This is a genomic window from Streptomyces sp. TG1A-8 (assembly GCF_030499535.1).
Classification (GTDB): Bacteria; Actinomycetota; Actinomycetes; order Streptomycetales; family Streptomycetaceae; genus Streptomyces.
The window spans coordinates 63,854-84,349 of sequence record NZ_JASTLB010000004.1 but is presented as its reverse complement, the minus strand read 5'-3'; the positions used below and the strand labels follow the sequence as shown (position 1 = coordinate 84,349).

The window sequence follows — 20,496 nt, the reverse complement described above, 5'->3', positions numbered from 1 at the left end:
GACCGCAGCCGCCGTCCCCCCGTCCTCGCCGCTGGCTGGTCGGGCTCCAGCCAGTACCGGCGCCGCTGGAAGGCGTACGTCGGTAGTGCCGTGAGGAACCTCGGACGCCGTTCGTCGAAGAGCGGGCTCCAATTGACGGTCCTTCCCTGGGCGTGGAGGTCGCCCAGGGCGGTGAGGAAGGAGACCGGTTCGGGCCGGTCGCGGCGCGCCACGGGGACGGCCCGGGCGGTGCGGGCGGCCTCGTGGCCGGACAGGCACTCGGGCACTATCGAGGACAGCACGGTGTCCGGGCCGAGTTCGAGGAAACCGCGCACGCCGTCCGCCGCCAGTTCGAGCACGCCGTCGGCGAACCGCACCGGCTCCCGCACATGGCGCACCCAGTAGGCAGGGTCCGTGAGGTCCTTCTCGGCAGCGATCCGGCCGGTCAGGTTGGAGACCACCGGTACGGTGGGACGTTGGTAGTCGAGCTGCTCGGCCACCCTCAGGAAGTCGTCCAGTATCGCTTCCATGTGCGGCGAGTGGAACGCATGGCTGGTCCGCAGCCGCTTGACACGCCGACCGTGCGCGACGGCCCAGGACTCGATCTCGGCGACGACGTCTGCGTCCCCCGAGACCACGGTGGACTCGGGGCCGTTCACAGCCGCGATCGAGACGCGGTCCTCCCGGCCGACGAGCAGGGGCCGGATGTCCGCCTCAGTGGCGCGCACCGCAAGCATGGCGCCGTTGTCGCACGGCAGGGCCTGCATCAGCCGCCCACGGGCCGCGACGAGTGCCGCTGTGTCCGCCAGCGACCACACGCCCGCCACATGGGCCGCGACCAGCTCTCCGATCGAGTGGCCGACGACGGCGTCGGGCGTGACACCGAACCGCCGAAGCAACCGGTATTGCGCCACCTCCAGGGCGAACAGCGCGGGCTGGGTGTACTCGGTCCGGTCCAGCAGCGCGGCTGTGGCCGTGCCCGGTTCCGCCCACAGCACCTCGCGCAGCGGCTGGTCCAGGTGTGGGTTGAAGTGCGCGCAGACCGCCCGCAGTTCCTCCGCGAAGGCGGGGAAGGCCCGGCTCAGCTCGCGGCCCATGCCCGGCCGTTGGGCGCCCTGCCCCGCGAACAGCAGGGCGAGCCCGCCCTGTGCGGCGCCGCCGCCACGCAGCACCCCCGTGCCGAGCCCGCCCTCGGCCAGCAGGTCGAGTCCGTGCAGCAGCTCTTGGCGGTCCTCGGCGACAACGACACCTCGCTGTGTCAGCAGGGAGCGGTGCCCGGCCAGCGAGTACGCCAGGTCGGTGAGGTCCGTGTCCGGGTGGTCCAACAGATGGCGGCGCAGGCGGGCCGCCTGCGCGCGCAGGGCTGTCGGGGTCTTCGCGGACAGGGGCCAGGCGAGCGCGGACGTGTCGCGACCGGTCCGCTCGGGTCCGCTGGTGAGCATCGGTTCACTGGTGTGCTCCGGCTCTTCCTGCGGGACCTGTTCCACGATGACGTGGGCGTTGGTGCCGCTGACGCCGAAGGAGGAAACTCCGGCGCGGCGCGGCCGACCCGTGGCCGGCCAGGGCACGGGCTCGGTGAGCAGCCGGACAGCACCCGCCGACCAGTCGATGTGCGGGCTGGGGTCCTCAGCATGCAGGGTCCTGGGCAGCAGGCCGTTGCGCATGGCCAGCACCATCTTGATGACACCGCCCACACCGGCGGCGGCCTGGGAATGGCCGATATTGGACTTCAAGGTTCCCATGTACACGGGGAGTTCGCCGTCGCGGTCCTGACCGTAGACCGCCATGATGGCCTGCGCCTCGATCGGGTCGCCCAGCCTCGTCCCGGTGCCGTGCGCCTCGACCGCGTCCACCTCCCGCGGGCTCAGACCGGCGTCCGCGAGGGCCCGTCGGATGACCCGCTCCTGGGAGGGGCCGTTGGGGGCTGTCAGGCCGCTGCTCGCGCCGTCCTGGTTGATCGCGGTACCGCGCACCACGGCGAGCACGGGGTGCCCGTGGCGGCGTGCGTCGCTCAGCCGCTCGACCAGCAGCAGGCCCACGCCCTCGCCCCAGCCGGTACCGTCGGCCTGCGCGGAGAACGCCTTGCACCTGCCGTCCGGGGCCAGGCCGCGCTGTCGGCTGAACTCGATGAAGGGGCCCGGCGTGGACATCACCGTCACGCCTCCGGCGAGCGCAAGCGTGCATTCCCCCCGGCGCAGGGCCTGGGCCGCCAGGTGCAGCGTCACCAGGGAGGAGGAGCAGGCGGTGTCGACCGTGACAGCGGGGCCTTCGAAACCGAAGGTGTAGGCGAGCCGCCCGGACGCCACGCTTGGGGCACTGCCGTTGCCGAGGAAGCCCTCGTAGCCTGCGGGAGCCGGCTGGAGGCGGGAGGCGTAGTCGTTGTACATGACGCCGACGTACGTGCCGACGGGCTCGCCGCGCAGGGTGCGCGGGTCGATCCCGGCGCGTTCGAGCGCCTCCCACGCGCATTCCAGCAGCAGCCGCTGCTGGGGGTCGACGGTCAGCGCCTCGCGGGGCGCCATCCCGAAGAACTCCGCGTCGAAGTGGGCGGCTTCGGCCAGGAAACCGCCTCCCTTGCTGGAGCACTTGCCAAGCGCCTCCGGATCGGGGTCGTACAGGTTCTCCAGGTCCCAGCCCCGGTCGTCGGGGAAGCCGCCGACGGCATCGCCGCCTGCGGCCACCAGCTCCCACAGCTCCTGCGGGGAGCGCACCCCACCGGGGAAGGCGCAGGCCGTGCCCACGATGGCGATGGGCTCGTGCTCCCGCTCGCGCAGTTCGTTCAGCTGCCGGCGCGCCGTACGGAGCTCGGCCGTAGCGCGCCGCAGATAGTCCACAAGTTGTTCGTTCGAGGGAGTCGCTTCCTCGGCGGTCATGCAGCACCTCTCAAGGTTGGTCGCGCGGCCGTGGGACGGCGGCTCACGACGGGCCGAGCTCGTCGTCGAGCATTGCGAAGAGTTCCTGGGTGGAGGCGGTCGCGATGTCCGGCCCCGTCTCCTGCTCCTGCCGGGCGTCCGGTACCTCCACGGTGCGCAGCAGTGCGCGCAGGGCTGCCGCCACCGCCCGCCGATCCGCCTCGTCCCGCGGCGTCTCTGCGAGCAGTCCGGCCAAGGTGTCCAGTTCCTGGCGTACGCGGGAGGAGGCCACCTCCGACGGGCCGCCAGGGGCGAGTTGCCCGCGCAGGTGGGCGGCGAGGGCGGCCGGACTCGGATGGTCGAACACGGCGGTCGCCGGCAGGCGCACCCCGGTCAGCCGGGTGAGCCGGGTGCGCAACTCCATCCCGGTCAGCGAGTCGAATCCGAGGTCCAGGAAGCCGCGGTCCATGTCGATCGTCCCGGTGCCCGGGTGACCGAGGACGTCGGCGGCGGTGGACCGTACGGCATCCAGGAGCGCGGCGTCCAGGTCGGCTCCGGAGAGCCGGGCCAGGCGGGCGCGGAGATCGGAGCTCGGCGCCGGGTCTGTCACCCGGTGCGCCGGCGCCGGGACGAGGGCTCGGAGCAGATGCGGGACCGGCACGGTGCGGGCGCGGGCCCTCAGCGCGGCGGTGTCGAGCTTGAGGGGTACCAGTACCGCCTCGTGCGCCTCGCGTTGGGTGCGGAAGGCATGGCCGAGCGCCGCGTCGAACAGGGCCAGCCCATCCTGCTCCGAGAGGGGGATCAGGCCCGCCTCCCGCATGCGCCGGCGGTCGGCGGCACCGAGCCGGCCGGACATGCCTGCGGACTGGTCCCACCAGCCCCAGGCGAGGGACACGGCGGGCAGACCGAGAGCCCGGCGATGGTGGGCGAGGGCGTCGGTGACGGCGTTCGCGGCCGCGTAGTTGCCCTGGCCTGCCCCGCCCAGGAGGCCGGACGCCGAGGAGAAAAGCACGAAGGCGGACAGGTCCCGGTCGCGGGTCGCCTCGTGCAGATGCCAGGCGCCGTCCGCCTTGGCGCGGAGCACGGCGTCGACGCGGTCGCCGTCCAAGACGTCGACGGGAGCGTCCCGGACGACGCCCGCCCCGTGCACGACCGTTCGCAGGGGGCGGTCGGCCGGGAGTTGCGCGAGCAGCCGGTCCACGTCGCCGCGCTCGGCCACGTCGCAGGGGGCCACGGTGACCCGGGCGCCGAGCCGCGTGAGCTCCGCCGTCAGCTCAGCCGCGCCGTCGGTGGCCTCACCCCTGCGGCCGACGAGCACGAGGTCCCGTACGCCGTACCGCTGCACCAGGTGACGAGCGATCAGGGAGCCGACGGCTCCAGTGCCGCCGGTGATCAGTGCCAGGCCATCGGGGTCGACGACCGGGGTGTCGGCGGGGTCGGCCGGTGCGCCGACGGGGCCGAACGGCAGGCGCTCCAACCGGGCCACGCACAACGTGCCCCCACGGAGAGCGAGTTGGGGTTCACCGGCGGCAAGCGCCTCGGTGATCAGGTCAGCGGCGCCTTCCGCGGTCTCCTCGGCGCCGACGTCGAGCAGCACAAAGCGGTCCGGGTGTTCGGACTGGGCCGAGCGCAGCAGTCCCCACACCGCGGCCTCGGCTGGATCGGGCGCGCGATCACCGGGCCGTGCTGCGACGGCCCCGCAGGTCATCACCACGAGTCGCGCCTCGGCGAGCCGGTCGTCGGACAGCCAGCGCTGGATCAGGCCCAGCGTGAGGCCGAGGCGCCGGCGAACGCCTCGGTCGGGCGCGGAGGAGTCCGGGGGCGTACCGGGCAGGGGCGGCAGCACCACCACGGACGGCGGCGCCTGCTCCCTGCCGTCCTCGCCGTTTCCGCCGAGGGCGGCGCACAGGGCATCGAGGTCCGTGTGCAGCGCCGTCGCATGCGCGCCGAGCGCCTTCTGCCAAGCCCCGGGATGGGCGCCGGTCCCGGCGGACGGGGCGGACAGCAGGGCCCACCCGTGCGCGGCGGGCTCCGCCACCTGCGCGGGCGGCAGCGGATGCCAGCCGAGGCGCAGCAGCGGGCCGCCGGCCGCCGCCGCGGCGCCCGCGATCCGGTCGGGGGACTCCGGGCGCAGCGCCAGGGCGGCCACGGACGCCACGGGCGCGCCGGTGCCGTCGGCCAGGTCGATGGCGACGGCATCGGGGCCGGTGACGCGGAATCGGGCACGCAGCGCGCCGGCCGCCGTGCCCCGCCAGGTGACTCCGGTCCAGGAGAACGGCAGTCCGTGCCGGCGCCGCCCGTCCTCCGGACCGGTCTCCGCGAGGGCGCCGAGGGCGACCGGCCGCAGCACCGCGTCCAGCAGGGCAGGGTGCACCGCGAACGCGTCCTGGGATCCGCTCAGTTTCTCCGGCGACCGGGCCTCGACGTAAACCTCCTCGCCCCGGCGCCAGGCGCGGTGCAGCCCGAGGAAGGCCGGTCCGTAGCCGAACCCGGTCCCGGCCATGTCGCCGAGGAGCAGGTCGAGGTCGATCTCGGTGGTGCCGTCCGGTGGCCAGACGTCGGCGGTCCAGGGCGTCTGGTGGGCGTCGTCGGGCTCGGAGGCGAGCAGGCCGGTCGCACAGCGGGTCCATTCGCAGGTGTCGAGCGGGTCCTCACCGTCGGTCGCGAGGCGGCCGTACACGGTGAAGGCGCGCCCGTTCGCTGCTTCTTCCCCGTCCACCCCGGCAGACGGATCCACCACGACCTGGAGGTGGATCTCCCGTCCGTCCGGCACGACGAGGGGGTGCAACAAGGTGAGTTCGGCAAGGTGCTCGTATCCCAGCCGGGCTCCCAAGGCACGCAGTAGTTCCGCCACGGCGGTCCCCGGCACGACGACGGTGCCGGTGACGGTGTGGTCGGCCAGCCAGGGCTGCCGTCGGGGGGAGAGGACCGAGGTGAACGTCCAGCCCTGCCCGTCGGCGCGGCCGAGCGCTGCGCCGAGCAGCGGATGGTCGACGGAGGTGAGTCCGGCCGCGCCGGGCAGCCGTGCGGGAGCGGGCTCGGTGAGCCAGTAGTGCTGGTGGACGAAGGCGTAGGTGGGCAGCGGCGTTCTGCGCGCAGCTGTCCCGGCGAGCGTGGCGGGCCAGTCAACCGGCGTGCCGCGCACATACAGCTCCGCGAGCGCCGTCAGCAGCGCTCGGCCCTCGGAGCGGTTGCGGCGCACTGCGGGGATCACGCACGTGCCGCCGTCGTCGTCCGTGCCGTCCGCGCTCTCGGGCAGGGACTGCCGTGCCATGGGTGTCAGTGCGGCGTCGGGGCCGACCTCCAGGAACTGGGTGACGCCCTCCCGGCGCAGGGCGGCCACGCAATCGGCGAAGCGGACGGGCAGCCGTACATGCCGGACCCAATAGTCGGCCGAGCAGATGTCGTCCGGCTCGGCGGGCCGGCCGGTCACGTCCGAGACGAGGGGAATGCGCGGCGGGTGGTAGGTCAGCCGTTCGGCCACAGCACGGAAGTCGTCGAGCATGGGGTCCATCCGGGGTGAGTGGAAGGCGTGACTCACCCGTAGCGAGGTCGTCTTGCGGCCGCGCTCTGTGAAGTGTTCGGCGATCCGCCGGACCGCGTCGGTGTCGCCGGCGACGACGGTGGCGTGCGGACCGTTGATCGCGGCAAGCGAGACGTCCACCTCGTGTCCGTGCAGCAGGGGCAGCAGTTCCGCCTCGGTGGCCTGGAGCGCCACCATCGAGCCGCCCGCGGGCAGGCGGCCCATCAGCCGTCCGCGCGCGGCCACCAGGGCGGCGGCGTCGGGCAGCGAGAACACTCCGGCGACCGTCGCCGCAGCGATCTCGCCTATGGAATGCCCGGCGACCACGTCGGGGCGCACGCCCAGTGACTCCAGCAGTCGGAACAGAGCGACCTCGAAGGTGAACAGGGCGGGCTGGGCCCACTGGGTGAGGTCGACGAGGCCGGCGTCCGGGGAGTCGGCCTCGGCGAACACCACTGCGGACAGGGGGCGTTCGAGATACGGGTCCAGATGGGTGCAGATCTCGTCCCAGGCCTGGGCGAAGACGGGGTGGCGTGCGTACAGATCCTGTCCCATGCCCGGCCGTTGAGCACCCTGCCCGGTGAACAGGAAGGCGGTCTTCGGCTCGCCGCGCACGACGCCGCGGACCTCGCCGCCCGTCGGCTCGCCCCCGGCGACGCCGTCCAGTGCGCGCAGCAGTTCGGTGTGGTCCTCACCGATGACCACCGCCCGGTGCTCCAGCGCGGCGCGGGTGGTGGCGAGGGACAGGGCGGTGTCGGCGACCGGGACCTCTGGACGGGCGGCGGCGAAGTCCCGCAGCCGACGTGCCTGTGCCCGCAGCCCGTCCGGGCCTCTGCCGGAGAGGGTCCAGGCCACGAGGGTCGGCCGTGCGTCCGCCGGGACGTCGTCCGGGGTGTGCTCGGACGGCTGCGGCGGCTGCTCGATGATCACATGGGCGTTGGTCCCGCTGATGCCGAAGGAGGACACCGCTGCCCGGCGCGGCTCCCCGGTCTCCGGCCACGCGACCGGCTCGGTGGCGAGCCGGACCGCTCCCGACGCCCAGTCGACGTGCGGGGTCGGCGAGGTGACGTGCAGGGTCCTGGGGACGGTGCCATGTCGGATTGCCTGCACCATTTTGATCACCCCGCCGAGGCCGGCGGACGCCTGGGGGTGCGCGATGTTGGACTTGATCGACCCGAGCCAAAGCGGGGGCCGGCCGGCTCCCCTGGTGCCGTAGGTGGCGAGCACCGCCTGGGCCTCGATCGGGTCGCCGAGAGTCGTCCCGGTGCCGTGCGCCTCCAGGACGTCGACCTGCTCGACGGTGAGGCCGGCATCGTGCAGCGCGTCCCTGATGACCCGCTGCTGGGCGAGGCCGTTGGGCGAGCTGAGCCCGTTGCTGGCACCGTCCTGGTTGACGGCGGTGCCGCGCACGACCGCCAGCACCTCGTGCCCGAGCCGGCGCGCATCGCTGAGCCGCTCCAGCACGAGTACGGCGACGCCCTCGCCCCAGCCGGTACCGTCCGCATCGGCCGAGAACGACCGGCACCGGCCGTCAGGGGCCAGCCCGCGCTGCCGGCTGAACTCGACGAACGCCCCTGGGGTGGCCATGACCGCGACGCCTGCGGCCAGCGCCAGACCGCACTCCTCGGCGCGCAGGGAACGCATGGCGAGGTGGAGGGCGACGAGCGACGAGGAGCAGGCCGTGTCCACGGTGAGGGCGGGTCCCTCCAGACCGAGTGCGTACGAGACCCGCCCGGAGAGCACGGCGGGCGAGCCGCCCGTGAGCAGGTACCCCGCCACGTGCTCGGGCACCTCCTCGTGGACCCGCGGCCCGTAGTCCAGTGCCCTGCCGCCCACGAAGACGCCGGTGCGGCTGCCCCGCAGCGACAGCGGGTCGAGGGCCGCGCGTTCGAGCGCCTCCCACGCCACTTCCAGCAGCAGACGCTGCTGCGGGTCCATGGCCACGGCCTCGCGCGGCGAGATGCCGAAGAACCCGGCGTCGAAGGCGCCCGCGTCGTCGAGGAAGGCGCCCTCTCGGACGTAGCTCTTGCCGGCGCCGCCGTCGGGGTCGTACAGCTCCTCGGTGTTCCACCCCCGGTCGGTGGGGAAGGGGGAGACCGCGTCGACGCCCTGGGCCACGAGGTCCCACAACTCCTCGGGGCCGCGCACCCCGCCGGGGAACCGGCATGCCATGCCGACGACGGCGATCGGCTCGCGCGCCGCCTCGGTGAGCCGCCGGTTCTGCCCACGCAGCCGCTCGTTGTCCTGGAGGGCGACGCGCAACGCGTCCACGAGCCTGTCGGGAGTCGCCGCCATGGCCGTCCTCTCCTCGTCGGGCAGTTCCGTCTCATGCCGAGGGCCGGTCATGATGCCGCTCCTCGGTACGCCATGGCGATCAGATCCTCGGCGTCCATCGCCTCGATCTCCTTGGCTTCGGACGGGACTTCGGGCTCTTCGGCCTCGGACGGGGTGTCCGGCTGTTCGGCGAGCCGCAGCAGCTGTGTCACCAGCCCCATCGCACGCAGCCGCTCGAACGGGACGGACGCCAGCACCCGCCGTACCTCCCGCTCCTCCGGGTCGTCGGGCTCCTCGCCGGTTCCAGGTCCCGGAGTCGGCTCGGGCAGCAGCTCCGCGAGGTGGGCGGCGAGCCGTCGCGGCGTCGGATGGTCGAAGACGACGGTGGTGGGCAGCGGCAGCCCGGTGGCCTTGCGTAGGCGGTTGCGCAGTTCGACGGCCGTCAGCGAGTCGATGCCGAGTTCCCGGAAGGCCCGCCCCGCCTCGACTCGGTCGGTGCCGGCGTGGCCGAGGGCGCCCGCGACATGTTCGGTGACGGTCTGCAGCAGATGACGGTCGCGGTCGGCGGCCGGTAGCGCCAGCAGGGCCTCCCGCAGCGTCGCGCTTGCCGACTCGCCGTCGGGGTCCTCGGTGCCGTCGCCCAGGACCTCCCGTACGGCGGGCAGATCCGCGAGCAGCGGACTCGGCCGCGCAGCGGTGAACCCGGGGGCGAACGCCCGCCAATCCATGTCGCTGACGACCACGCAGTCCTCCTGGTGCTCGACGGCCTGGCGCAGCGCGGCGACCGCCCCGGCCGGGGCCATCTTGCGAAGCCCGTTGCGGCGCAGCACCTCCTCCATCACCTCGTGCGTCGCCATGCCCCTGCCGTCCCAGGCCCCCCACGCGACAGAGGTGACGGGCACGCCGCGGGCCCGGTGGCGCTGGGCGAAGGCATCCAGGTAGGCGTTGGCCGCCGCGTAGGCGCCCTGGTTGCCGCCGCCCCAGACCGCGGCGACGGAGGAGAACACGACGAAGGCATCCAGCGCCGTGTGGTCGACGGCGGCGGCCAGGTTCTCCGCACCGGCCACCTTCGCCGCCACTACAGCGGCGACCTCGTCCGACCCGGTGCCGTCCAGCGGGGAGAACTGGCCGACGCCCGCCGCATGGACCACCGCACGGATCACCGTTCCACCGGCTGTCACCCGAGCCACCAGCTCGGCGACGGCGTCGCGGTCCGCGATGTCGCAGGCGGCGAGAGTCACCCGAGCGCCCGCCTCCTCCAGTTCGGCCCTCAGCTCGCCCGCGCCCGGGGTCCGCTCCCCGCGGCGGCCGACCAGCACCACGTGCTCAGCCCCCTCGCGGGCGAGCCAGCGCGCGACCTGCCCGCCCGCGGCACCCACGCCACCGGTGACCACGGCGGTGCCCCGGGGCCGCCACTGCGCCCGGGCGGCGCGCCCGGCCAGCGGTGCGGACGTGAGTCGGCGCGCCCACATACCGGCCGCGCCGACGAGCAGCTGGTCCTCGCCGCCCGGGGCGCCGAGGGCGGTGCACAGGCGCCGGCGCGCCGCCTCGTCGGCGGGGTCGCGCAGATCCACGAGCCCGCCCCAGCGCTCAGGGTGTTCAAGAGCGACGACCCTGCCCAAGCCCCAGATCTGGGCCTGCGCGGGCCGGACGTCCGTCTCGCCAGGCAAGGCGACGGCCCCACTGGTCAGGCACCACAGCGGCGCCCCCAGCCCGGCGTCGCCGACGGCCTGTGCCAACGCGTGGCTGGCGGCCAGACCGGCGCTCACCACGGGGAAACGGGCGCTGGGACGCTCGTCGAGACCGAGCAACGAAATCACCCCGGCGGTCCGCCCGTCTGGCTCCTCCGCAGTGCTGTACGCCTCCCGGGCCGCAGCAGCCAGGTTCTCGGCGAGGGCGCCACGCTCGGCGGTGACCGCGTCCACGCCCACCCGCGTCGGCCGGGCGCCGTGCGCCGACAGGGCTTCCAGCACGCCGTCGACGATCTCGGCGGCCTCCCCGTCCGGAATGCCGTCCGGGGTGACGACCAGCCAGGTTCCGGTGAGCGTGGGCTCGCCTTCCACCACGGGAGTCCAGGTGACGCGGTAGCGCCATGCGTCCAGGACGGCGTGCTCCCGTTGCCGTTTGCGCCACGAGGACAGGGTGGGCAGCACGGTGCCCAGCGGCCGGGTCAGGCTCTCGTCGCCGGCCACGTCCAGCATCCGGGCCAGCGACTCCAGGTCCGTGCGCTCCACCGCTTCCCAGAACCCGCTCGCCGTCGGGTCACCGGGGGTACTGCCGGCGTCCGGGGCGGCTGCGGCGGGCTCGGCCCAGTACCGGCGGCGTTGGAAGGCGTAGGTGGGCAGGTCGACCCGGGATGCCCGGACGGCGGAGGGCAGCGTGCGCCAGTCGGGGTGGACACCGCGGGTCCAGGCTTCGGCCACCGAGGTGAGCAGGCGGTGCAGACCACCGTGCTCGCGGCGCAGCGAGCCGACGGTGACGATCTCGGCGCCCTCGTCCTCGGCCGTCTCCTCCAGCGAGGGCGTCAGCAGCGGGTGCGGGCTCATCTCGACGAACGAGCGGTGCCCGTGGGCGAGTAGTTGGCGCGTGGCCCGCTCGAACTCCACCGGCTCGCGCATGTTCCGGAACCAGTAGTCAGCGTCGAGCAGCACGGTGTCCAACCGGCCGCCCGTCAGGGTGGAGAAGAACGGCACCTCGGACGTCTTCGGACTGATCGGGCCGAGCCCGTCGGCGAGCGCCTTGCGCAGCGCGTCGACCTGGGGGGAGTGGGAGGCGAAGTCCACTCCGGGGATCGGCCAGCGCAACACGCCCAGCTGCGAGAGGCGGACGCCGAACTCGCCGAGCGCCTCCGGGTCACCGGCCACGGTCACCGTGGCGGGGGCGTTCACGGCAGCGACGGCGATCCGGTCGGACCAGGGCTCGATCCACTCTCTGACCTGGGCGGCGGGGGCGAGGACCGACACCATGCCGCCCTTCCCGGCGAGCCGGGCCCACAGGCGGCTGCGGACCGCGATGAGCCGCGCCGCGTCCGGCAGGCTCAACGCGCCCGCCACGTAGGCTGCGGCGATCTCGCCCTGGGAGTGGCCGACCACAGCCGACGGTTCGATCCCGTACGACCGCCAGGCGGCCGCGAGCGAGACCATCACCGTGAACAGCAGCGGCTGGACGACGTCCGCCCGATCGATGGGCGGGGTGCCCTCGGCCGCGCGCAGCAGATCGGGCAGGGACCACTCCAAGTGCGGGGCCAGCTCCTCGGCGCAGGCTTCGGCCTCACGCCGGAAGGCGGGGCAATTGTCCAGCAGTTCGACGGCCATGCCCGGCCACTGCGATCCCTGACCGGGGAAGACGAACACCGGCCGCTGGTCGCCGCCCGGTGTGCCGCGCACCAGCAGGGGAAGTTCGGCGTCCGCCGCGAGCGCGTCGAGTCCCTCGGCGATCTCGGCGTGGCGGGATCCGACCACGGCGGCACGGTACGACAGCGCGGCGCGCGTGGTCGCCGCGGAGAATGCCAGGTCGCCGAGCGGGACATCGGGGTGGGCTGCGAGATGGTCGGCCAACCGGTGGGCCTGCGCACGCAACGCCGCCTCACTGGCCCCGGAAACCGGAATCACCATAGGCCCCACGCCCCCGCCACCGGCCACGGAGCCGTCGCGATCGCCACCGGCGGACGCGGAGTTCTCCCGGCCGGAGACACCGGCCGCGTCACCGTTCCCGTCGGAGGGCCCAGGGGCCGGGGCTTCTTCCAAGATCACGTGGGCGTTGGTGCCGCTGATGCCGAACGAGGAGACACCTGCCCGGCGCGGCCGCTCACCCGCGGGCCAGGGCACCGGCTCGGTCAGCAGGCGCACCGCGCCGGACGACCAGTCGACGTGCGGGCTCGGCGCGTCGATGTGCAGGGTGCGCGGCAGCCGGCCGTGCCTCAGAGCCATCACCAGTTTGATGATCGAGGCGACGCCCGCCGCGGCCTGGGTGTGTCCGATGTTCGACTTCAACGAGCCGAGCCACAGCGGCCGTTCGTCCGGGCGGTCACCGCCGTAGACGCTGAGCAGCGCCTCGGCCTCGATGGGATCGCCAAGCTCGGTGCCGGTTCCGTGTGCCTCCACAGCGTCGACCTGGTCGGAGGTGATCCACGCGTCGCGCAGCGCCTGCTGGATGACGCGTTCCTGTGCGGGTCCGCTCGGGGCGCTCAGTCCGTTGGTGGCGCCGTCCTGGTTGGTGGCTGAGCCGCGGACCACGGCGAGCACCGGATGCCTCAGCCGTTCGGCGTCCGAGAGCCGTTCGACGAGCAGCACGCCGGCGCCCTCTCCCCAGCCGGTGCCGTCGGCGCCCGCGGCGAAGGCGCGGCAGCGGCCGCTCGGGGACAGCGCGCGCTGCCTGCTGAGCTCGACGAAGGCGCCGAGCGTCGGCATCACGGAGGCGCCACCAACCAGGGCCATGTCGCACTCGCTGCGGCGCAGCGCGCGGATGGCCAGGTGCAGAGCGACGAGCGAGGAGGAGCAGGCGGTGTCGACCGTGACGGCGGCCCCCTCCAGCCCGAGCGTGTACGCCACCCGCCCGGAGGCCACGCTGCTCGTGGTCCCGGTGAGCAGATGGCCGCCGAGCTGCGCGTCGGCCTCCTGGAGCGCCGGGCCGTACTGCTGAGCGATCACGCCGAAGTAGACGCCGGTGCGCGTGCCACGCAGGGACCGCGGGTCGATGCCGGCCTGCTCGACCGCCTCCCAGGAGGTCTCCAGCAGGAGCCGCTGCTGCGGGTCCATGGCGGCGGCCTCGCGCGGGGAGATGCCGAACAGCTCCGCGTCGAACTTGTCCGCGTCGTGGATGAATCCGCCCTCGCGGACGTAGGAACGACCTGGTGCGGCAGGGTCGGGGTCGTAGCGCCCCTCGGGCTCCCAGCCCCGGTTTACAGGGAACGGGCCGATCGCATCCTGGCCCTCGTCCACCAGCCGCCACAGATCCTCGGCGCTGGCGACACCGCCAGGTAAGCGGCAACCGATACCAACGACGGCGATCGGCTCCCGTTCGCGCGACTCGGCGGCTGCCAGCTCCCGCCTGGCCTGGCGCAGGTCGGCGGTGGCCCGCTTCAGGTAGTCGCGGAGCTTTTGCTCGGTGGACACTGCGGTCAACTCCTAAGAAACAAACGGGGAAACAGCGGAGGGGCGGCGCGACCGCCACCGGGTGGGCAGGTCAGGCAAGGCCGAGTTCGCTGTCGAGCACGTCGAAGAGGGCGGCGTCATCGGCGTCCGCAAGATCCGGCTCCGCCTGCTCCGACGGGCGGGGCTCGGCGCCGGTGGGCCGGTGGTGGTCGTCCCACTGCGCGACCAGGCCGCGCAACCGCACGGCCACCGCGCCGTCCGCCCTGCCCGCGGGGGCGGTGAGGAGCAGACCGGCGAGCCGGTCGATCTCCTCGAGCAGGGACGGGCCGGTCGGCCGGTCCGCGTTCGTCTCGTCGGCGGGCGCGGGCCCCAGGCGCGCGAGCAGGTGTTCCGCGAGGATCGCCGGAGTGGGCTCGTCGAAGACGAGTGTGGCCGGCAGGCGCAGCCCGGTCGCCGCGCTGAGCCGGTTGCGTAGTTCGACGCCGGTGAGCGAGTCGAAGCCCGACTCTTTGAACGTGGTGTCCATGTCGACGGATTCGGCGGAGGAATGGCCAAGCGCTGCGGCCACCTGGGTGCGGACCAGTTGGCGCAAGGCGCGGGCGCGCTCCGGCACGCTCATCCGGGCCAGCCGGTCGGCCATCCGCTCGGTGCCGTCGCCACCGACCGCGCCGTCACTGTCTGCGACGGCTGCCCGGCGGACCGGCGCCGCCTGGACCAAGGAGCGCAGGAGTGGCGTCGGCAGTTCCTCGGCCGTCCGTCCGCGCAGAGCCGAGGTGTCGAGCCGGGTTGGCACCAGCAGGGCGTCCGGGGCCTCGATGGCGCTGTCGAAGAGGGCGAGACCGGCCTCCGTCTCCAGCGGCAGCACACCGCCGCGGCGCATCCGGGCCAGATCGCCGTCGTCCAGATGGCCGGTCATGCCACTGCGTTCGGCCCACAGCCCCCATGCGAGGGACAGCCCGGGCAGTCCGGCGGCGCGCCGGCGGGCCGCGAGGGCGTCGAGGAACGCGTTGGCGGCGGCGTAACTCGCCTGGCCCGCGCCGCCGAGGACGCCCGCGGCGGACGAGAAGAGCACGAAGGCGTCCAGCTCCCAGCCCCGGGTCAGTTCGTCGAGGTGGACGGCGGCGTCCACCTTCGGCCTGAACACCCGGTCGACCCGCTCGTCGGTGAGCGAGGCGATGACGCCGTCGTCCAGGACACCGGCCGCGTGGACCACCGCCACCAAGGGATGCTCCGGCGGTATCGCGGCCAGCAGCCCAGCAAGTGCGTCCCGGTCCGCGGTGTCGCAGACGACGACCTCCGCTCGTGTCCCCAGAGCCGTCAGCTCGGCGCACAGCTCGACGGCGCCCGGGGTGTCCGGGCCGCGGCGGCCGGCGAGAACCAGCCGCCGTACGCCGTGCTCGGTCACCAGCCGCTGGGCGACCCGGCGGCCGAGCGTGCCCAGGGCGCCGGTAACCAGGACGGTGCCCTCCGGGCGGAGCGGCGCCGGCAGGGTGAGCACGACCTTGCCGATGTTGTGGCCCTGACTGAGGTGGCGGAAGGCGTCCGGGGCGTGGCGGACGTCCCAGGCGGCAATCGGCATCGGGGCGAGGGCCCCGCTGTCGAACAGGCCGGAAATCTCGTCGAGCATCCGCTTGATCCGGTCGGGCCCCGCCTCACCGAGGTCGAAGGCCCGGTAGCGCACACCGGGGAAGGCGCCGGTGACCTCGTCGGCGTCGCGGATGTCCGTCTTGCCCATCTCGATGAACCGGCCGCCCCGCGGCAGCAGCCGCAGCGAGGCGTCCACGAACTCCCGCGCTAGGGAGTTGAGCACGACGTCGACTCCGCGTCCGTCGGTCTGCTTGAGCACATCGGCCTCGAAGTCCAGGCTGCGCGAGGAGGCCACCCGGTTGGAGGCGACGCCGAGCGCGCGCACCGCGTCCCACTTCGGGGGGCTGGCGGTGGCGTGCACCAGTGCGCCCCAGTGCCGGGCGAGCTGTACGGCGGCGTGTCCGACCGCGCCCGCGGCGGCGTGGACGAGCACGGATTCCCCCGCCTTGAGGCCGGCCAGGTCGGCCAGTCCGTAGTAGGCGGTCAGGTAGGCGACCGGGACGGCCGCCGCCTGGGAGAGGGACAGGGCGGCCGGTACCCGGGTGACCAGGCGGGCATCGGCGACCGTGACCGGCCCGATTCCTCCGTGGAACAGGCCCATGACCCGGTCGCCCGGCGCCAGCCCAGTGACGTCGTCGCCGACCTCCAGGACGACGCCGGCGCCTTCGCCCCCCGGCAGCCCGGCCGTCGGAGGGACCATCCCCAGGGTCATCAGCACGTCGCGGAAGTTGACCCCCGCGGCCCGCATCCGGACCCGCACCTCACCCGGCCCGAGAGGCGCGGAGATCTCGGGCGCCGCAACCAGTGCGAGGCCGTGCAGTGTGCTGCGCCCGGCGAAGTCCAGCCGCCAGGGGCCGCCATCGGCCGGGGGCGTCAGTTCACCCTCCCGGCCGATGTCCGCCTGGGTCAGGCGCGGGCAGAGGATCCGGCCGTTACGCAAAGCCAGTTGGGACTCGTCCAGGGCCAACGCCCGCGGCAGGGCGTGCCGGGAGGTGTCGCTGCCATCGGTGTCCAGCAGCCCGAACCGTCCGGGGTTCTCCGCCTGGGCCGAGCGCACCAGGCCCCAAACGGCGGCCTGCACCGGGTCGGGGGGCGTACCGCCGCTTCCGGTGGCGACTGCATCGCGGGTCAGGAACACCAGGCGGGAGTCGGCGAACCGCTCGTCGGCCTGCCAGTCCTGGGCAAGGTGCAGAGCCTGGCGCACGGTGTCACGTGCAGCGCGGGCCGGGGCGGCGGGGCCGCCCGCCCCATTGGGTCCGGCGAGGGCAGTGAGGTCCGCGAGGACCGTCCTTGGTGTGGTGACGCCCTCGTCCAGCGCGGAGCGCAGCGCTGCGAGGTCGGGGAGGCGGTCCAGGCCGGCGTCCGTCGTGTCGAGCGCGGCCGACAGCAGAGCCTGACCGTCCTGGTCCGGGCGGAGCAGGACGTGGGTCCTGGTCTCCGGCTGTCCGGCTCCGGTGGACGCGTCCTGCCAGGTGACGCGGTGGAGATGGCCGGCAGCGGAGTTCCGTACGCCGAGGGCGGACGGCGCCGGCCGCAGGATCAGCGATGCGACGGCCGCCACAGGACCGGCCGCGTCGGCCAGTTCCACGCGGTAGGTGTCGGGTGCCAGCCGGGTCAGCCGCACCCGCAGCCGGGTGGCGCCCGTAGCCCACAGGGAGACGCCGCTCCAGGCGAACGGCAGCAGGAGCGCCGGCCGGTCGTAGGCCGCGGCGAATGCGGTGGCGTGCAGGGCCGCGTCCAGCAACGCGGGGTGAAGTCCGAAAACGTCGGCCTGCTCGCGCTGGTGCTCCGTAAGGACGACCTCGGCGAGCACGTCGTCACCATGGCGCCAGGCTCCGCGCAGGCCGCGGAAGGCGGGGCCGTAGTCGTAGCCGCGCTCGGCCAGGGCTTCGTAGTGGCCGGTGAGGTCGAGCGGCTCCGCGTCCGCAGGCGGCCACACGGCTGGGGCGGCGGACGGGCCGGTCGGCGGGGCCACGGTGGCGGCGGCGGTACCGCGGGCATGGTGCGTCCACGGCCCGTCATCGGTGGCGTCCCGGTGGGCGGAGTAGATGTCGACCGTTCGGGCACCGGTGGCGTCCGGCGCGCCCACCGCCACCTGCAGGCGCACTCCGCCGTCGGGCAGGGCGAGCGGCGCCAGCAGGTCCAGCTCGACGAGGTGGAGAGCGCCGACGAGCCCCGCCGCGTGCAGGGCGATGTCCACCAGCGCCGCACCTGGCACGAGCACGGTCCCGGCCACCCGGTGGTCGGCGAGCCAGGGGTGCGACTCCAGTCCCAGGGAACCCGTGAGCAGCAGGTCGCCGCTGTCGGCGAGCCGGACCGCAGCGCCGAGCAGCCCGTGCCCGGCGTCGGTCAGGCCGAGCCGGTCCGCTCCCGCCACCGGCTCGACGGCCTCGATCCAGTGCCGCCGCCGCTGGAAGGGGTAGAGCGGCAGCTCGACGCGCGGGGCATCGGGGCTGGGCAGCGCCGGCGTCCAGTCCACGTCGACGCCCTGGACGTGCGCCTGGGCCAGGGAGGCGAGGAAACGGCGCGGGCCGCCGTCGTCGCGGCGCAGCGACTCCAGGACCACGGCCTGCGTGTCGTGCTCCTCGATCGCCTCCTGGAGGCCGACGGTGAGCACTGGATGGGGGCTGATCTCGACGAAGCAGTCGTAGCCGCGGTCGAGCAGCGTGTACACCGCGCGCTCCAGCTGCACGGGGCGCCGCAGGTTGCGGAACCAGTACGCGGCGTCGAGTTCGCCGGTGTCGATCGGTTCGCCGGTGACGGTGGAACAGAACACGGTGTCCGCGGGACGCGGTCGCAGTCCGGAGAGCGCATCGGCCAGTTCCTCGCGCAGCACGTCCACATGGGGGGAGTGGGAGGCGTAGTCGACCGGGATCATCCGGGCCCGTACTCCGTCGCCGTCGCACGCTGCACGCAGTTCCTCCAGCGCGGTCCGGTCGCCCGAGACGACCGTCGACCGGGGGCCGTTGACGGCCGCGACCGCGACACGGCCCTGCCAGCGGGCCAGCAGCGGGGTCACCTCCGGTGCGGGCAGTGCGACGGACATCATGCCGCCCGTGCCGGACAGCCCGGCGAGTGCGCGGGAGCGCAGGGCGACCACGCGGGCGGCGTCGTCGAGGCTGAGCGCGCCCGCGACACAGGCCGCGGCGATCTCGCCCTGACTGTGGCCGATCACAGCGGCGGGCCGCACCCCGTAGGTCCGCCACAGCTCGGCGAGCGACACCATGACCGCGAACAGCATGGGCTGTACCACGTCGACCCGGTCCAGGGACGGCGCGCCGGCCTCGCCGCGGGCCACGGCCAGCGGGTCCCAGTCGATGTAGGGGCGCAGCGCGTCGGCGCAGCGGCGCAGCGATGCCGTGAACACCTCGCTGCGGGCAGCCAGTTCACCGGCCATGCCTGCCCACTGCGAGCCCTGTCCAGGGAAGACGAAGACAGTACGGCGCCCGCTCTCGGCCACCGCCCGCACCAGTCCGGGGCCCTCCTTCCCCTGGGCCAGGGCGGTCAGGGCGCGGGTGAGGTCCGGGACGTCCGCGCCCAGCACCACGGCCCGGTGCTCGAACTGCGAGCGGGTAGTGGCCAGCGCACAGGCCAGACCGGCCGCCCGCGGGGCGTCGGCGCCGTCGAGCAGGGGCAGCAGCCGGCCCGCCAGGTCCCGGAGCGCGTCACTGCCGCGGGCGGAGACCAGCAGCGGCAGCACACCAGCCGGTGCGGTCGCGGCACCGGAGGGCGGTATGACAACGCTCTCCGCGGCGGACGGGGGAACGATGTCTTGTGCCAAGTCGTCCGCCGCAGGGACGTATTCCTCCAGGATCACGTGGGCGTTGGTGCCGCTGATGCCGAACGAGGAGACCGCCGCCCGGCGCGGGGCCCCGTCGGTAGTCCACGACTGGTTCTCGGTCAGCAGGGACACCCCGCCGGACGCCCAGTCCACGCTGGTCAAGGGCCGTTCCACGCGCAGGGTGCGGGCCAGGGTGTGCCGCCGCATCGCCATCACCGTCTTGATCACCCCGGCGGCACCGGCGGCGGCCTGGGTGTGGCCGAGGTTGGACTTCACGGCGCCCAGCCACAGCGGTCGCCCCGCGGCGCGCCCGGCGCCATAGACGGACTGGAGAGCCTGCACCTCGATGGGATCGCCGAGGGCGGTGCCCGTGCCGTGCGCCTCCACTACGTCGATATCCGCTGGGTCGAGCCGGGCCGCCTGGAGCGCCTGCCGTATGACCCGCTGCTGGGAGGGTCCGTGCGGGGCGGTGAGGCGGCTGCTCGCGCCGTCCTGGTTGACCGCCGCCCCCGAGACCACCGCGAGGACGGGGTGGCCGGCGCGGACGGCGTCGGAGAGCCGCTCCAGCAGGAGGATCCCGGCGCCCTCCGACCATCCGGTGCCGTCGGCATCGGCGGAGAACGGCTTGCACCGGCCGTCCGGCGCCAAGCCGCGCTGTCTGCTGAACTCCACGAAGGTGCGGGGGGTCGCCATGACGGTGACCCCGCCGGCGAGGGCCAGGGAGCATTCGTGCCGGCGCAGCGACTCCACGGCCATGTGCAGGGCCACCAGTGAGGACGAGCAGGCGGTGTCGACGGTGACGGCGGGCCCTTGGAACCCGAAGGTATAGGCGATGCGCCCGGAGGCGACGCTCGGGGCGCTGCCACTGCCGACGTACCCCTCGTATTCGGCGGGCACGGTGTGCAGCCGGGAACCGTAGTCGTCGTACATGACGCCCACGAACGTGCCCGTGTCGCTGCCTTTGACCTCCTTGACGCCGATCCCTGCGCGTTCCAGCACCTCCCAGCAGATTTCGAGCAACACGCGCTGCTGCGGATCGGCGGCGGTGGCCTCGCGCGGGTTCATGCCGAAGTGCGCCGCGTCGAACAGGTCGGCGTCGTGTAGAAATCCGCCGCGCCGGGTGTAGGTCCTGCCGACCGCCTCGGGGTCGGGATCGTACAGCGCGTCGGTGTCCCAGCCGCGGTTGACCGGGAAATCCGAGATGACGTCCTCGCCGCGTACCACCAGGTCCCACAGATCCTCCGGCGACGCGATCCCGCCGGGATAGCGGCAGGCCATCGCGACGATGGCGACAGGCTCGCGCTCGTCCTGCTGAAGCTTCCTGAGCTGTCGGCGGGTGCGTTGTAGGTCCGCGGTTACCCTCTTCAGATAGCCGCGAAGCTTTTCCTCGTTCCCCATGGGGGATTC

3 protein-coding genes and 1 pseudogene are annotated in these 20,496 nt (G+C 73.9%); all 4 read right to left on the bottom strand.

Features of this window, described 5'->3' with window-relative positions:
- Nucleotides 1-44: 44 nt before the first annotated feature.
- Nucleotides 45-2,852, bottom strand: a pseudogene (locus QQY24_RS32325) (type I polyketide synthase); the annotation flags it as partial.
- Between the two features lie 43 nt (nucleotides 2,853-2,895).
- Nucleotides 2,896-8,700, bottom strand: a complete 5,805-nt coding sequence (locus QQY24_RS32320; protein WP_301976524.1) for a type I polyketide synthase — start codon at nucleotides 8,698-8,700, stop codon at nucleotides 2,896-2,898.
- Entirely contained in the window at nucleotides 8,697-13,742 is a 5,046-nt protein-coding gene (locus QQY24_RS32315) for a type I polyketide synthase (RefSeq protein WP_301976523.1), read from the bottom strand. Before QQY24_RS32315 ends, QQY24_RS32320 begins: the two co-directional genes overlap by 4 nt.
- A gap of 70 nt (nucleotides 13,743-13,812) precedes the next feature.
- A complete protein-coding gene (locus QQY24_RS32310; protein ID WP_301976522.1) occupies nucleotides 13,813-20,487 on the bottom strand; it encodes a type I polyketide synthase in 6,675 nt (2,224 codons plus the stop codon).
- Between the last annotated feature and the right edge of the window lie 9 nt (nucleotides 20,488-20,496).

Bases quoted from the DNA above. Each gene is read 5' to 3' on its own strand.
- QQY24_RS32320 (WP_301976524.1), bottom strand. From the start codon at position 8,700: ATGACCGGCCCTCGGCATGAGACGGAACTGCCCGACGAGGAGAGGACG.
- QQY24_RS32310 (WP_301976522.1), bottom strand. From the start codon at position 20,487: ATGGGGAACGAGGAAAAGCTTCGCGGCTATCTGAAGAGGGTAACCGCG.